We start from the raw sequence: 14,648 nt of genomic DNA on the forward strand, positions 1-14,648 counted from the left end.
CCCCTACGGAGACGAGAGCACGATGCCCTGACCCGGTGTCGGGCCGGGACGGCCGCCCTCAGCCTGTCGACGTAGGCTCAAGGATCATGGAAGAGACCGAGGAGAGTCTGTCCCGCCTCGTATGGGGCGAGACCGAGCAGCGCGCCGCGCAAGGTGAGGTCGCGTTCGTGCGCAGGCTGGGGTCAGAGCTGGTGGACCGGCATGCCGCCGCCTGCGAACAGGTGCGGGAGTACGAACGCCAACTCGCCCATGTCATACGTGTGCTGGCGCTCACGCCCGGCCGCGACAGCCTGACACAACTGCTGCGGCTCCTTGAGGACAAACCTCCCACGGGAACGCGCCCCGACCTGCGGACTCCCTTCGTCGCCTCGCTCCTCGCGGAGCATCAGCAGGTCCCCGACCTGGTCGCCACCGTCTTCGACCGGCGTGAGTGGAAGAAGCTGGACGAACTGCGCGCCTGCCTCTACCACGAACTGCTGCTCCGCGGCGCGGACACCGAGGCCCGCGGGCCGCTGCGGGACTGGACTCTCGTACGACCCGGCTGGCACCCTCTGGCATGGCTTCCGGCACACCGCCGAGACTTCGAAGCCGGCGTGAGTTTTCCCAGCCGTTCCGTGCGCGGCTCCGCCAGCGGAGTGTCGTCCCAGCTGCCCGCCACGGGCCGGATGGACCCGCCCACACCACGCTCGGTGGAACCGTCCGCCCTCCACGACGTCGCCACGGTCGACGTGTACGAGACGATCGTCGCCGCTCCGCAGGCAGGCGACTGGGGTTCCTGCGGAGCCTGGGTCTTCCTGCTGGACGAGGCCATCACGCCCGACCAGGTGCCCGCCCTGCTGCCGACCCTGCCCATGGCCTGCGTGGACGGTCTCGGTCCGACGGATCGTTTCGAGATCGCGGTCCGCCCGATGAAGGAGGTCTGGCACCTGCTGTTCGAAACAGCCTCGATGGGAGGCATCCACAGCTCGGGCGTGCACGGTGCCTTCGGCAGGCTGTGGGCATGGCGCTCGATGGCGGCCCTCAGCGGTGCTCCGGCGGACGCGAGCGCGCCGGAGGTGGAGCGGCAGGCCCTGCAGAGTACGTGGTTCCACTTCGAAGCCGACGCGGAGTGGTTCCACAACGACATCGGCTCCGACTACGGCCTGGCCGCGCTCTCCCCCGATCGCCGCCGGATAGCCGTGCTGGCAGCGACCGACACCGACTAGATGACCGGTTTCAAGGGGTGGACGGCCGCGATGGGGCCCATCGCGGCACGGACTCAGGCGCCCACGGTTCCGTCGATGCCCTCACGCAGGAAATCCGCGTGCCCGTTGTGGCGGCCGTACTCCAGGAGCACGTGCACCATCACCATCCGCAGCGAGACCTCCTCGCCCCATCTCGGCTGGTACCCGGCCTGGTCCAGTGATGCGGCCTCCCGCTCGACACGGCGCGAGTTCTCCACCTCGGCCTCCCAGGCTGCGAACGCCTCCTCCCTGGTCGACGCGCTCGCGTCGTACGCCGCCTGGAAGTCGATCCGGTCGGACCAGACCATGGGCGCGTCGTTGTCCTCGAACACACGACGGAACCAAGCACGCTCCACCTCTGCCATGTGCCGCACCAGACCGAGCAGCGAAAGCGTGGACGGCGGCATCGACTGCTGCCGCAGCTCCTCGTCGGTAAGCCCTTCGCACTTCATGGCGAGGGTCGCGCGGTGGTAGTCGAGAAAAGCCCGCAGTATTTCGCGTTCGCTTCCAAAGCTGGGCGGTCCTATGCGGTTGTCGCTGGTCACTGGCCGTACCCTTCATCCATGCCTGCTGTCAGGGCCAGTATCCACTCCCGCCCACTGTCGATCGGGATGGGCGGTACGCCGACAGGTCACCTTCCTGCCCTACTGCGAGCGCACGCGTACCAGTCGTAGACGCCAGGAAGCTGAAGTCCACTCTTCCTACCGCTCTCAACACCCGGCCTTGTGCCGTGCCGGCGAACTCGTTCTCCCGTGCCCGGCCGCGCGGACGTCACGCGGGCTCGCGCCGAGTTCCCGGCGGCAGGCCTTGTTGAAGGCCTGGAGGTCGGCGATGCCCACGGCCGCGGCGATGGCGGTGATGGACAGGGTGGAGGACAACAGCAGGTGGCGGGCGCGCTGAAGGCGCCGGTGCCGGATGTACGACACGACCGTGAGACCGGTCTCGGCACGGAACACGCGCGTCAGGTGCGTGTGGGAGACGCCGACCGCACGAGCGATGTCCGGTACGGACAGCGGGCCTGCCAGGTGCTCCTCGATGTGGGCCTGTGCGGCCGCCACGAAGGGGTGGCGGCGCCCGGTCGCATCGCTCCTCGGCAACTCGGCGATGCGCCACAGCGCGGCCCAGACCTCGGCGGTGGCTCTTGGGGGAGAGGTCGGCATGGCCGTCACGGCGTGGCGGAGCAGATCGGCCAGGCGCGTGCTCTGTGCCCCGGCGTCCTGCATCACCGGGACCACCCGCGCGGTTCCGCTGTCGTGCATCCGTAGATGCACGTAGAGGTGCTCCGACCTGCCCCGGTAGTGAAAATGCACCTCCGCGTCCGGCGGCACCAGGCTGACATGGCCGGGTCGTACGGGGTGGACCGACCGCCCGAGGGCCAGAGCACCCTCGTAGTGGTAGAGGTGCAGCTGCCACAGGTCGGGCAGCCGGAAGACGTCGTGCGCGGTGGACACGCCGTGCACCCCGATGCCGGCGTCGACCACGGTGGGCGCCCCGTCGAGCCGTAGCGTCACGAGCTTCACGAGGACGAAAAATTACCAGCAGTGGACGATTTCAGCCCACGACCGAGCCGGACTTGGCACGTACGTTCGTCGCATGCCAACCAAGCACCTCCTGACGTCTGTTCAGGTGGCGCGCTTCGTCGCGCAGGGGTTTCTGCGCCTGGACGGAGTGGTGCCGCAGGAGATCAATGAACGCGCCGTCGCCACCTTGGCCGAGGGCATACCGGACGTGTCCTACGGCACTCCGCTGGGCGAGGCGTTCGCAAAGGACAGCTTTGTCCACGAGCTGCTCGCTCTGCCGGTCGTCGCCGGCGCCGTGGAGAGCCTGGTCGGCCCGGAGCCGACCGTGGACCACCATGCGGTGCATGTGCGCGAGCCGCACGAGGGACAGGCGCAGCCGCTCCACGCGGACGCGATCATCGACGTACGGCCGGATGCGTTCGACATCCAGCTCATGTACTACCCGCACGACGTGACCGCCGAGATGGGCGGCACGCTCAGCGTGCCCGGAAGCCATCTGCGCAGGATCAACGAGACGGACATCGGCCGCGTGCAGAACCTCAGGGGGCAGACACGGCTGACCTGCCCGGCGGGCACGGTCGTCCTCGTGCACCACGGCATCTGGCACGGCGGCCGTCGCAACGACACCGCGCGCCGCCGCTCCCTGTACAAACTCCGCCTCAATCCCACCGTGCCGCAGGTACGCCTGTGGGACACCTCCGACCTGCACGACCAGGCCGTGACCGCGGAACTCAACACGTACTTCCCCTGGTACGAGCAGGCCACCGCCCGACTGGAGATCTACAACCGGGTCCTGCTGTGGCGGGCCCTGACCGGTGACGACTCGTTCGACATCGAGCACTGGGTCACGCGCGTCAGCAACCGGCCCGCCCCAAGGAGCCACGCATGAGACAGCGGATTCTGATCCTCTACCTCGCGACGTCGGCCCTCGACGCCGATGTCGTGGGCTGGTCCCGGTACGACGGGACCGGCCGGACCCGTCCGACGACCGGTGACGGCGACGAGCCGCCCTACCCCACCGGGCTTGCCGCGCTGCAGGACGGGTGGCGCCTGTTACAGGCCTCCCCACTGCTGCCGCCGCAGCCCGGCCACGAGTACGACGTCTCCTTTCCCAAGCACGAGTTCTTCTTCGAGAAGCTGGAGGAAACCCCTCGCTCCTGACCCGGTGCCGTGCCCGGCCGCGCTCAGCGGTTGAACGTCAGGCGCGGTACCGCGTTGCGGGCCAGGGTGTGGGCCTGGTCGGGCCACCAGGTGCCGGCGGGCGGATCCACGATGCCGTACTCGGGATCGATCGTGCCGCCGGTGCCGCGTGTGCAGCTGCCGTCGGACTCACCGGGGATCTTGATCCACAGGTAGGCGTCGACCAGGGGGACGCCGGTGTCGGCGGTGGGGCGCGGGCCGAGACCACGGCCGGGCGCGTTGCACCAGACCTCCGGGTCCCCGCTGTACTTGCCCGGCTCCGGGGTCCAGGCGCCCAGACCGTCGCGGCTGGTGTCGATCACGAAGTGACGCAGTGCGTCGGCAGGCGGGGTGCCCACGTTCTGGTCGAACCAGGCGTCGGTCCACCGCCAGGTGGCGGGGTCGGCGGAGGAGACGCTGTTGCCGGGGGCGCCGTCGTTGGGAGCGGCGGACGAGTAGTACTGGCTGGCGCACCAGTCGGTGTGGCCGCGTGCCTGTTCGGGTCCGTCGGTGGCGAACCACATGCACTTGGCTATCCAGGTGCCGTACCTGGCGTTGTGCTCGGTGGGGTGGGTGTTGGACACGTTCAGGGCGAAGCCGTCGCCGTACCGGACCCCGGCGTCCAGCAGCCGCTGCGCGATGTCGCCGACGGCTCGCCACTGGACGTTGCCCGCGTCCAGGTAGACCGCGGTGTGCGGCCTCGCCTTCAGGGTCCTGACGGCGTAGGCGAGGTCGGCGATGCGGGCGGCCGTGAGGTCGCCGGTCGGGTCGGTGGCGGGCCCGCAGTCCTTGGGAAGCAGGGCCAGGCCGTCGGGCTCGACCACGACCACCGCCCTGTTGTCACCGATGCCGGTGGCGAAGGCGTCGATCCACTGCCGGTAGGCGGCGGATGATGCGGCTCCGCCGCTGGAGTACTGCGAGCAGTCCCGGCCCGGGACGTTGTAGGCGACGAGGACGGGGGTCCGCTTGACGGCCCGGGCCCGGCGGACGAGCGTGTTCGCCTTGGTGCGCACCTCGTCGGGCGTGCCCTTTGTGAACCACTCGGCCTGCGGCCAGCTCGCGAGCTTGGCCATGTTCGTGGCGTTCTCGATGTCACCGTTCCTGAAGTCCGCGAGAGCCTGCTTCGCGGCCTTGCTGTGCGGGTCCACGTAGAACTTCGTGGCCGGGGTGATCTCGTCCTGCGCGGGCGCGGCCTGCGCCTGCGTCGCGGTGAGAGCGGCGCACGCGGTGAGCGCCGCGATGACGGCGGCCGCGCGGCGCCGTGGGCTGCGTGGTGTCATGGCTGCTCCTGATCGATGCATGGGTGAGCGGACGGTGCCCGTGGCCGGGCCGCGGGGGCGGATGTACCGGGCCACGGAGTCCTGGATCAGTAGCCGTAGATCATCTTGTAGGCGACCTCGGGGAGGAACTGTCCGGCCGAGGAGCCGGCTCCGACACCGCAGTTGCCGTCGGACTCGCCCGGTGCCTTGATCCACAACAGCATCTCGGCGCCTCCGCCCGTGCGGGTCGGGGTGCCGATGCGGCGGCCCGAGGGGTTGCACCACTGGCCGTTGGAGCCGTTCCCGTTGCGGCTGGTGTCCACGACGAAGGGCTTGGTGTAGCCGTAGCGGGCGCTGAGTTCACTGTTGACGGCGTTGCCGTAGGCGGTGTTCTCGGCGGTGGTGAAGTAGTTGGAGATGTTGAGCGAGAAGCCGTGGGCCTGGCGGAGGCCGGCGTCGTTGAGGCGCCGGGCCATGGTCGCCGCGTCCGTCCAGCCCGGGTTGCCGGCGTCGAGGTAGACCCAGGTGTTGGGGGCCTGGCGGTTGAACTGGGCGAGCGCGCCGGTGAGCATGCCCTGGCGCTCGGCGATCTGAGCCTGTGTCATGCAGCCGTAGTCCCCGAGGGAGTCCGGTTCGAGGATGACGACGGCCGGGCGGCCCGCGATCCCGCCGGCGAACTGGGCGATCCAGGTCGCGTAGGCGGAGGGTGAAGCGGCTCCGCCCGCGGAGTGCCCGCCGCAGTAGTCGCGGTTGTAGATGTTGTACGCGACGAAGATGGGCAGTTTGTCCGAGCGGTCCGCCGCTCCCGCGTACGCCCCCGTGGCGGTGCCGATGGTGCCGCTCCAGGAGCCGAACCAGTGGGCCATCGGGGTGTGGGCGATGGAGGCGTCGATCGCCGGCGCCCGGCCGTCGCCGGGGTTGGCGGCGACCCACCGCTTCGCGCTGGAGTCCGGATCCACGTAGAACCCGCTGGTCATGGTGGTCGGGTCGGCGGCGTGGGCGGACGGTGCGGCGGCGAGCGCCAGCGGCAGGGCGAAAAGCGCTGCCGTGAGGGCGCGGAGTCTGCGGCGCATGAATGTACCTCGGTTTCCTGGCGGGGATGCGTGGCACGCTCTCGTCCCGGGCGTGCGACGCGCTGAGGAAGTGCGGTGGTACGGCGTTCCCTTGTGCTCGTTCTGGGAGCGCTCCCACTGGAAGCAGTCCCAAACACCGCTGAAAATCCATGGGGTGTGGTCGGTATCGTGTGGCGGGCCGGCACAGCTGTCAAGAGTCGACGTACGGGACCAGCCCTTCACAAGGCGCATACAAAGCTCTACAGTCCCCAGAACTGGAAGCGCTCCCAGTCGTCGGTCCCTGACCGGCTCCGCCCCTGTCCCACGTCTTCCCGCCCGGTCGGGAGGGAAAGGCTCATGGTTCATGGCAGCACACGCGCCGCGTCGCCCGCCGACGCTCGACGAGGTCGCCCAGCGCGCCGGCGTCTCCCGTTCCGTGGCCTCCCGCGCTCTCAACAACGCCCCGCACGTCAGCCGCGCCAAGCGCGAGGCGGTCGAACGGGCCGTCCGACAACTCGGTTACGTACCCAATCCGACCGCCCGCGCTCTGGCCACCCGTCAGACGGGCGCGGCCGCCCTGGTGGTCGCCGGAGAGGATCCGTCGATCTTCGCGGATCCGTTCTTCGCCCAGGTGATCGTGGGGGCGTCGGCCGCTCTGGAGGAGGCCGACCTGCATCTGATGCTCTGCCTGGCCGCCTCCGAGCGGGGCCGCAAGCGCGTGGAGGAACTCCTTCGGTCCAAAGGCGCCGACGGGGTCATGCTGATGGCGCTGCGCGACGACGATCCGCTCGCCCGGCTGGCCGAGGAGGCGGAGATGCCCGTCGTGTTCGGCGGACGCCCGGCCGGTCCGGCCCCCCGGTGGTACGTGGACGTCGACAACGTCGGCGGAGGGCGCGCGGCGACCGAGCACCTGCTCTCGGGCGGCCGGACTCGCGTGGCCGCGATCTGCGGGCGTCTGGACACCGAAGCCGGGCGCGCCCGGTACCGCGGCTACCGGGACGCCATGCTGGCAGCCGGCCTCGATCCCCTCCCGCCGCAGGAGGGCGACTTCACCGAGCCCAGCGGAGCCGCCGCCATGGCCGCACTGCTCGCCGAACACCCGGACGTGGACGGCGTGTTCGCCGCCAACGACAACATGGGAGCGGGAGCGCTGCGCACACTGCGGGAGACCGGCCGACGCGTCCCCGCCGACGTCGCCGTGGTCGGCTTCGACGACCTGACCGTCGCAAGGATCGCCGATCCGCCGCTCACCACCGTCCATCAGCCCATCACGGCTCTCGGACGGGAGATGGCGCGCATGCTCGTCGCGCTCGTCAACGGACAGGACCCCACCCCGCTGATCCTGCCCACCCGCCTGGTCACCCGCGCCAGCGCCTGACGGCGCGCCGGCGGGGGCAGGCCCAGGACGAGCCGAGCCCCCTCACACCTATGTGCCGGACGCCCCCGACGCGCGTGGGAGCGAACAGCGGGCGGCGACGGCGCCCGGCACATAGGTGGGGGTGGTTCTCAGGTCCCGGAAGCCGGGGTCATCCGGCGGTCAGAGTCGTCCACTTCTGGTTGGAGCCGCCGGTGCAGTCCCACAGCTGGAGCTGCGTGCCGTCGGCGGTGGAGAAGCCCGGATCGTCGAGGCAGCGGCCGGAGGCGGGGTTGCGGTAGCCGCCGTTGTAGGGCTGCCAGACCTGGTTGGCGCCGCCGTGGCAGGCCCAGATCTGCACCTTGTTGCCGTTGGCCGTGCCCCCGCCGGCGGCGTCGAGACACTTGCCCATGGAGCGCAGGGTGCCGTCGGTGTAGGCGGACCAGACCTGGTTGGCACCGCCGCCGCAGCCCCAGATCTGGACGGCGGTGCCGTCGGCGGTCTTGGCGCCGTCGACGTCCAGGCACTTGCCGGCGATGCCGGACTGCACGCGTGCGGGGGCGGGTGCGGGGTTCTTCAGCCACCCGGCACTGTCCGCGGCCTGGATGCCGCGGTGGAAGGCGTCGGCCATCTTCTGGTAGCCCGAGTCGTTGGGATGCAGGGGGTCGGCCAGATCGGCCGTGGTCAGGCCGCTCATGTCGACGTATGCGACGTGTTTGCCCGCGGCCTGTGCGTCGCGCACGATGTGGGGGATGGCCTGGTTGTACGCGCCCCGGAACCGCTCCTCCGAGCTGCTGGTGGACACGACCAGGGACGCGACCAGGACGGTTGCGTCCGGGGCGTCGGCGGTGACCTGCTGGACCAGCGACGTCAGCCGGGCGATGGCGGTGTCGACCTCGGAGGCCCCTTGGAGGTCGTTGGTACCGATGTGCAGTGTCACGACGTTGGGCCGGTAGCGGGTCAGCGAGGCGTCGGCGAGTGCGGCGATCTGGTCGATGCGGTATCCGGAATGGCCTTCGTTGTCGGGGTCGGACATCGAACCGCCCCGCAACGTGCCCACGAAGTCCAGCGGATGGCCGTCCGCCGCGAGCTTGTTCCACAACGGTCCCCGGTAGCCGTTGCCCGTGCTGCTTCCCACGCCCCAGGTTATGGAGTCGCCCAACGGCATGACCCGTAAGGGCGTGTTCGAGGCGGCGGAGGCGGCGGAGGCAGGGGTCACAGCCGCCGCCGTGACCCCGAGCGCGGCGGCGACGAGCGTGACCAGGGCGAGAATCCAGGACTTTCTCATGCAGACGTCCTCTTCTGAGGGACAGGCCCCCGGTGTGAGCCGGGGGCCTGTGGTCGGTCAGTCGGTCAGCAGGTGGAGTTGGTCTGGGTGAGGAGGCCGAGCCGCCACGGGAGGAGGTTGTAGTCGCCGCTCGCGTTGGGGTTCATGCCCTGGTAGAGGTACTGGAGCCGGCAGGCGGGAATGGTCAGGGTCTGGTCGTACCCGGCGCGGATCATCTCACCGTGGCTGATGTCCTTCGTCCAGGCGCCCGTCGGGAAGCCGACGTTGCTCGCCCGCGCGAACGGATTGCTCTCGGACGCGGCCAGCGGCGTCCAGGAGCCGGCCAGGCTGCCCGAGGTCCAGGAGCGGAAGTAGCGCCGGCCGTCCGATCCGATCGCCTCGACGATGAGCAGGTACTGGTTGCTGCCCTGCACCTTGTACACGTTGCTCGCTTCGAACAGGGCGTACTTGTTGGAGTCCTGGGCCGCGATGACCGTGTTGGTGAACCCGTTCGGGAACTGGGACAGCGTCGTCTGCGAGCGGTACAGGTGCCCGTTGTCGTCCGAGGAGAACAGGTAGCAGTTGGCGCTGTCGCAGATCACCCACATGTCGACCCAGTAGCCGTTGCCGATGTTCTGCTTGATGATGTCCGGCATCGACCCGTAGAAGTTGCGCGGCGCGCTCCAGCCGTTCGGGTTGCTGATGTCCGGGTTGGTGGAGTACGACGCGTTGCCCGTCTGGTAGACGAGGTACCACAGCTTCTGCGGCGCGAAGTAGAACACCTGCGGCGCGGCCCGGTACCCGGAGCCGATGGCGCTGCGGTCCAGGTAGTGGTGGGTGGCGGAGGACGCCTGGGACCAGTCGCTGAAGTTCAGGTACACCAGGTTGTACCCGGAGGAGCTGGCGACGCTCGCGAACACGTGGTACTTGCCGTTGTAGTAGACGACCGACGGGTCCTTGATCCCGGCGATGTTGTGCGTCGAGTCCGGTTTCGGTGAGATCAGCGGGCCGCTGGAGCTCCAGGAGAAGCGGGAGGGCAGCGCGGCGGCGGACCGGGTCGAAGCGGCGGTGGCCTTCTGCCTCGCGGCCGTGCCGCCCAGCGCCGACAGTACCGCCTGGTAAGCGGGCTTCTTGTTGCCGTTGCGGTCGAACAGCAGCGGGTTCTCACCGCTGCGCCAGGAGTCGCTGTCGCGGATGCCCCAGACGGTGATGCCGTTGCAGCGCGGCACGTTCATGCACGCCCGCACCGTGTTCGCGTACGCGGTCGGCGGCGCCTGCGCGATGTCCAGCTCGGTGATCTGGACGTCCACACCGAGGGCGGCGAAGTTCGCCAGCGTCGTCTGGAAACTGGCGGGTGGGCCGCCGGTGCCGAAGTGGGACTGGAAACCGACGCAGTCGATGGGCACGCCGCGGGACTTGAAGTCGCGCACCATGCGGTAGACGCCCTGGGTCTTCGCGTCGCTCCAGTTCTCGATGTTGTAGTCGTTGTAGCAGAGCTTGGCCGCCGGGTCGGTCGACCGCGCGGTGCGGAAGGCCTGCTCGATGAAGCCGTCACCCAGCAGGTTCTGGAACACCGAGGAGCGGTGCTGGCCGCTGCCTCCGTCGGCGAAGGCCTCGTTGACCACGTCCCAGGAGTGGATCCGGCCTTTGTAGTGGTTCATCACGCTGGTGATGTGGTGGTTCATCACGCTGCGCAGCGTGTTCGCGTCCCTGATGGAGCTGACCCAGCCGGGCAGTTGGGAGTGCCAGACCAGGGTGTGGCCCCGTACGCGCTGGCCGCGGGATGTCGCGCCGTTGACGATCTGGTCGGCGGGACCGAAGTTGAACGAGCCACGGGAAGGCTCGGTCGCGTCCCACTTCATCTCGTTCTCGGGCGTGACCGAGTTGAACTCGCGGCCCAGGATCGCGGTGTACGTGCCGTCGCCGAGCCGTCCGGCGGCCACAGCGGTCCCGAAGTACCGTCCGGACTGGGCGGCCTGGGCCCCCAGCGTGGACGCCTGGACCGTGGGGGCGGGCGCGCCGGCTGCGGTCCCTGGTGTCACCAGGGCGGCCACGGCCAGCACGCCCAGGACCGAGGCTCGGCGACGGCCGAGCCGTTTCAGGGGGTTCATGGTTCTCCTCGTACGGTCGGGAGCGGGTGGATGAGTGGTGGAGGGATCGGATCGGTTCAGGGCACGGACAGTTCGAACCGCGTGACGCGGACCGCGCCGCCGAGTGCCTGGGTGGCGTGGTTGAAGAGGGCGAATCGGTAGCCCATGAAGAACCGCCAGTCGTTGCCCATGGAGAAGGCGGGCCCGAGGCGGGTGAAGGTGGTGCCGTCGGTGCTGTAGGAGAAGGTGCCGGGGCGGGCCGCGCCGGGGCGGATGTCCGCGGCCGCGCGCAGCCAGACGCGGCCGCCGGAGACGGGCGCGCTCGCGACCTCGGTGCCGGTGCCGGTGGTGTTCCAGTTGCCGTCCATGGTCAGCCCGTTGACCATCACCACCCGCGTAGCGCCGCCGTCGCGTCTGAGGCCGATCCAGGCGGAGGAGTCACGCAGCAGCGCGAGTCCGGCCCGGTCGCCGTCCCGCATCGCGGAGTGGTCGAGCTGGACCGTGGCGGTGGAGGTGGGGCCCTGGATGCGGTGCGTGAGGGTGTTGCGGGCCCCGTACAGGTCGTTGGTGACGGTCGCGGTGCGCAGCGTCAGGCCGTTGCCGACCGACCACTTGGTGTTGTCCGGGTTGTGGTTCCACTCCCACCTCGGTGTGAGGGTCGTACCCTCGAAGGTGTCGACGCCGGTCATGGGGGTGACCTGGCGGGGTGGGGCGGGCACGGCCGGACCGGGGTACGAGGTGCCCCAGGCGCCGTTCACCAGCTGTACGACGGGCCAGCCGTCCGAGGTCCACGTGACCGGTGCCAGGACGGGCATCCGGCCGCCGGGGTAGGCATCGACGAAGGCCATGTAGTACCAGGCGCCGCTCTGTGTCTGCACCAGCCCGCCCTGGTGCGGGACGCCTCCGCCGGGGATCGGTCCGCGCAGGTCGAGGAGGACCTGCCGCATCGTGTACGGACCGAAGGGGCCGCTGGACGACTTCAGGATGTACTGGCCGTTCGCGGGGCGGGTCAGGAAGATGTAGTAGTGCCCGTTGATCTTGTAGAAGCGGGAGCCTTCGAGGGTGCCGACACTCGACGGTGTGGTGAAGACCTGCTGGGTACGGACCTGGTTGCGGCCGTCGGGCGAGAGCTGGGCGACGCTGATGGTGGTGTTCCCGTACGCCACGTACAGGGTGTCGTCGCTGTCGACGAGCAGCCCGGCGTCGTAGTAGGGCGTGCCGATCGTCGTCAGCCTGCTCCATGGCCCCTCGACGGCGGTCGCGGTGTAGACGTATGTCCGGGCGAAGTCGATCTGGCCGAGCCAGTAGAACGTCCTGTTGCTCGGACGGTAGGCCAGCGACGACGCCCAGATCCCGCGCACATAGCCACGGGCACCGTTGAGGTCGTACTTGGCGCCGAAATCGAGGACGGGCACCGAGTGACCGGCGATCTCCCAGTTCACCAGGTCGTAGGACCGCAGGACGGGGGCGCCCGGCGAGTAGTGCATGGTCGAGGCCGAGGCGTAGTAGGTGCCGCCGACCCGGATGACGTCAATGTCCGCGAAGTCCTGCCAGATCACCGGGTTCGTGTACTCCGCGGCTGCCGAGGCTCCGGCCGCCGGCAGGAAGGCGCCGGTGACCAGGCCGGTGCCGGCGGCCAGCGCTCGGCGGCGGGATATGGATTGACGAGGACATGACATATCCATGTGCCGTTTCTCCCTGTGCGGAGCGACCGGTGGGGTGGGTTCGTGATTTCGAACATTGATTGGCTTATCGACCAATCTGGATGATAGGAGGTCGGTGGATCCCGTCAATACTCCTCGCATGATTCGTCACCTATTTCGAAACATTCGAGCCGATGGATGTCGGGCTCTCGCAGGTCAGCAGGGTGGATGACGTAGATGGGCGCTCATGTGCTGCCCTCACCGGTCGGGCGGTGGAGTCCCGGGCGCCGCAGAGTGTTGACATGTTCGGAGGTCTCTCTAGTATCCGTGAGGCCCCAGACTTTCCGAATGTGGTTCGAAATTTCGAAAAGGAGCCCCGGTGCTCAGACGATCAGGCAGGCGACTGCTCCGCCTCCTCGCGGCCGCCGCGCTGACGGTCACCGCGTCCGTGACGGCCGCCGCTCACTCCACCGCCTCGGCCGCGCCCGGCAGCCCGGCCCTCACCCCACCGTTGGGGTGGAACAGCTGGAACAGCTTCGGGTGCGGGGTCACCGAGGCGCAGGTCCGTCAGGCCGCCGACGCGATGGTGTCCTCGGGCATGCGGGACGCCGGCTACCGGTACGTGGTGGTCGACGACTGCTGGTTCGACCCGCAGCGTGACGCCACCGGCAACCTGCGGGCCAATCCGGCCAAGTTCCCCGGCGGGATGAAGGCGCTCGGGGACTACATCCACAGCAAGGGCCTGAAGTTCGGCATCTACCAGGCCCCGAACGAGCGCACCTGCGCGCAGGCCACGGGCGGCTACCCGGGGTCCACCGGCAGCAAGGGGCACGAGGCCCAGGACGCCGCCACGTTCGCCTCGTGGGGCGTCGACTACCTGAAGTACGACTGGTGTTCCTCCAGCGGCACCCGCGACGAACAGGTGGCGCGGTTCACGCTCATGCGCGACGCCCTGCGCGCCACCGGGCGGCCGATCGTGTACAGCATCAACCCCAACAGCCTGCACGCCATCACCGGCGCCGCCTACAACTGGGGCGAGGTCGCCGACCTGTGGCGGACGACCGAGGACCTGCTCGACATCTGGCAGAACGGCAACACCAACAGCTATCCCATGGGCGTCGGCAACGTCCTGGACGTCACCGCGCCACTGGCGGCGCAGTCGGGCCCCGGACACTGGAACGACCCCGACATGCTGGTCGTCGGCCGCCCCGGCCTGTCACTGACCGAGTCCCGCTCGCACTTCGCCCTGTGGTCGCTGCTGGGCGCCCCGCTCATGGCCGGCAACGACATCCGCACCATGTCCGCCGACGTGAGCGCCATTCTGCGCAACCCGCGCCTGCTGGCGGTGAACCAGGACTCGCTGGGCGCGGGCGGGCGCAGGGTGCGCGACGACGGCAGCACCGAGGTGTTCGCCAAGCCGCTGTCCGACGGCTCGGTCGCGGTGGGCCTGTTCAACCGGTCAGGCGGCACCGCCACGGTCACCACGAACGCGGCGCAAGTCGGCCTCTCCGGCGGGCCGTTCACCCTCACGGACCTGTGGACCGGCGGCACGTCGAGCACGTCCGGGCAGATCTCGGCGAGCGTTCCCGCGCACGGTGTCGCCGTGTTCCGGGTGAGCGGTGGCAGTCCGCTGGCCGCCACCACCTCGCGGCTGCGGGGCACCGCGTCCGGCCGCTGCGTGGACGTGGACAACGCCTCCACCGCGGCCGGGGCCACGGTCCTGCTCTGGGACTGCCACACGGCCGCGAACCAGCTGTGGACCACGTGGGCCGGCGGCGAGATCCGCGTCTTCGGCGACAAGTGCCTGGACGCCTACGACCAGGGCACCACCAACGGCACCCGGGTCATCACCTGGCCCTGCAACGGCCAGGACAACCAGAAGTGGACCGTCGGCTCCGACGGGTCGATCCGCAACGTCCACGCCGGGCTGTGCCTCGACGCCGACCGGGCCGGCACCGCCAACGGCACCCCGCTGGTCCTGTGGACGTGCAACGGACAGGCCGGCCAGAAGTGGACCCGCGCATGAGGGGCGTCGCGCACAGGCCGACAGCCCAGCGGTCC

12 protein-coding genes are annotated in these 14,648 nt (G+C 69.6%); 5 read left to right on the forward strand and 7 right to left on the reverse strand.

Annotated elements, in window-relative coordinates; all coding sequences use genetic code 11:
* Window positions 1-86 precede the first annotated feature (86 nt).
* A complete protein-coding gene (locus ACZ4U1_RS14500) occupies window positions 87-1,205 on the forward strand; it encodes a DUF6183 family protein (protein ID WP_467903220.1) in 1,119 nt (372 codons plus the stop codon).
* A gap of 53 nt (window positions 1,206-1,258) precedes the next feature.
* Here ACZ4U1_RS14500 and ACZ4U1_RS14505 read toward each other — a convergent pair whose 3' ends face one another.
* Window positions 1,259-1,768 (reverse strand): DinB family protein, encoded by a 510-nt coding sequence (locus ACZ4U1_RS14505; protein ID WP_467903222.1) that lies wholly within the window; start codon window positions 1,766-1,768, stop codon window positions 1,259-1,261.
* A gap of 165 nt (window positions 1,769-1,933) precedes the next feature.
* Window positions 1,934-2,734: an AraC family transcriptional regulator gene (locus ACZ4U1_RS14510; RefSeq protein WP_467903524.1), complete on the reverse strand. Its 801-nt coding sequence runs from the start codon at window positions 2,732-2,734 to the stop codon at window positions 1,934-1,936.
* Between the two features lie 82 nt (window positions 2,735-2,816).
* On the opposite strand from ACZ4U1_RS14510, the gene ACZ4U1_RS14515 reads away from it, so the two are divergent.
* Both ACZ4U1_RS14515 and ACZ4U1_RS14520 read left to right on the forward strand, forming a co-directional pair.
* On the forward strand, window positions 2,817-3,632 hold the full coding sequence (locus tag ACZ4U1_RS14515; protein ID WP_467903223.1) for a phytanoyl-CoA dioxygenase family protein: 816 nt from the start codon (window positions 2,817-2,819) through the stop codon (window positions 3,630-3,632).
* Entirely contained in the window at window positions 3,629-3,904 is a 276-nt protein-coding gene (locus ACZ4U1_RS14520; protein ID WP_467903225.1) for a hypothetical protein, read from the forward strand. The genes ACZ4U1_RS14515 and ACZ4U1_RS14520 overlap by 4 nt, the downstream gene beginning before the upstream one ends.
* 23 nt (window positions 3,905-3,927) lie before the next feature.
* Here the strand turns inward: ACZ4U1_RS14520 and ACZ4U1_RS14525 are convergent, their stop codons facing one another.
* The gene (locus tag ACZ4U1_RS14525) at window positions 3,928-5,202 is read right to left on the reverse strand and encodes a glycoside hydrolase family 6 protein (RefSeq protein WP_467903227.1); all 1,275 of its coding nucleotides are present in this window, start codon (window positions 5,200-5,202) and stop codon (window positions 3,928-3,930) included.
* An 86-nt stretch (window positions 5,203-5,288) separates the two neighbouring features.
* Window positions 5,289-6,254, reverse strand: a complete 966-nt coding sequence (locus tag ACZ4U1_RS14530) for a glycoside hydrolase family 6 protein (protein WP_467903229.1) — start codon at window positions 6,252-6,254, stop codon at window positions 5,289-5,291.
* A gap of 343 nt (window positions 6,255-6,597) precedes the next feature.
* Between ACZ4U1_RS14530 and ACZ4U1_RS14535 the strand changes: the two genes are divergently transcribed.
* Window positions 6,598-7,611 carry a LacI family DNA-binding transcriptional regulator gene (locus ACZ4U1_RS14535; RefSeq protein ID WP_467903231.1) on the forward strand — a complete coding sequence of 338 codons (1,014 nt, stop codon included), beginning with the start codon at window positions 6,598-6,600 and terminating at the stop codon, window positions 7,609-7,611.
* A gap of 148 nt (window positions 7,612-7,759) precedes the next feature.
* Here the strand turns inward: ACZ4U1_RS14535 and ACZ4U1_RS14540 are convergent, their stop codons facing one another.
* The 3 genes from ACZ4U1_RS14540 to ACZ4U1_RS14550 all read right to left on the reverse strand — a co-directional run bounded on the left by ACZ4U1_RS14540 (window position 7,760) and on the right by ACZ4U1_RS14550 (window position 12,623).
* Window positions 7,760-8,875 carry a ricin-type beta-trefoil lectin domain protein gene (locus ACZ4U1_RS14540; protein WP_467903233.1) on the reverse strand — a complete coding sequence of 372 codons (1,116 nt, stop codon included), beginning with the start codon at window positions 8,873-8,875 and terminating at the stop codon, window positions 7,760-7,762.
* A 65-nt stretch (window positions 8,876-8,940) separates the two neighbouring features.
* Window positions 8,941-10,965: a glycoside hydrolase gene (locus ACZ4U1_RS14545; protein WP_467903235.1), complete on the reverse strand. Its 2,025-nt coding sequence runs from the start codon at window positions 10,963-10,965 to the stop codon at window positions 8,941-8,943.
* A gap of 56 nt (window positions 10,966-11,021) precedes the next feature.
* The gene (locus ACZ4U1_RS14550; RefSeq protein ID WP_467903526.1) at window positions 11,022-12,623 is read right to left on the reverse strand and encodes a glycoside hydrolase family 43 protein; all 1,602 of its coding nucleotides are present in this window, start codon (window positions 12,621-12,623) and stop codon (window positions 11,022-11,024) included.
* A gap of 343 nt (window positions 12,624-12,966) precedes the next feature.
* Between ACZ4U1_RS14550 and ACZ4U1_RS14555 the strand changes: the two genes are divergently transcribed.
* A complete protein-coding gene (locus tag ACZ4U1_RS14555; protein WP_467903237.1) occupies window positions 12,967-14,613 on the forward strand; it encodes a glycoside hydrolase family 27 protein in 1,647 nt (548 codons plus the stop codon).
* The last annotated feature ends 35 nt before the right edge of the window (window positions 14,614-14,648 follow it).

It is taken from the genome of Streptomyces sp. NPDC028928 (assembly GCF_055564915.1).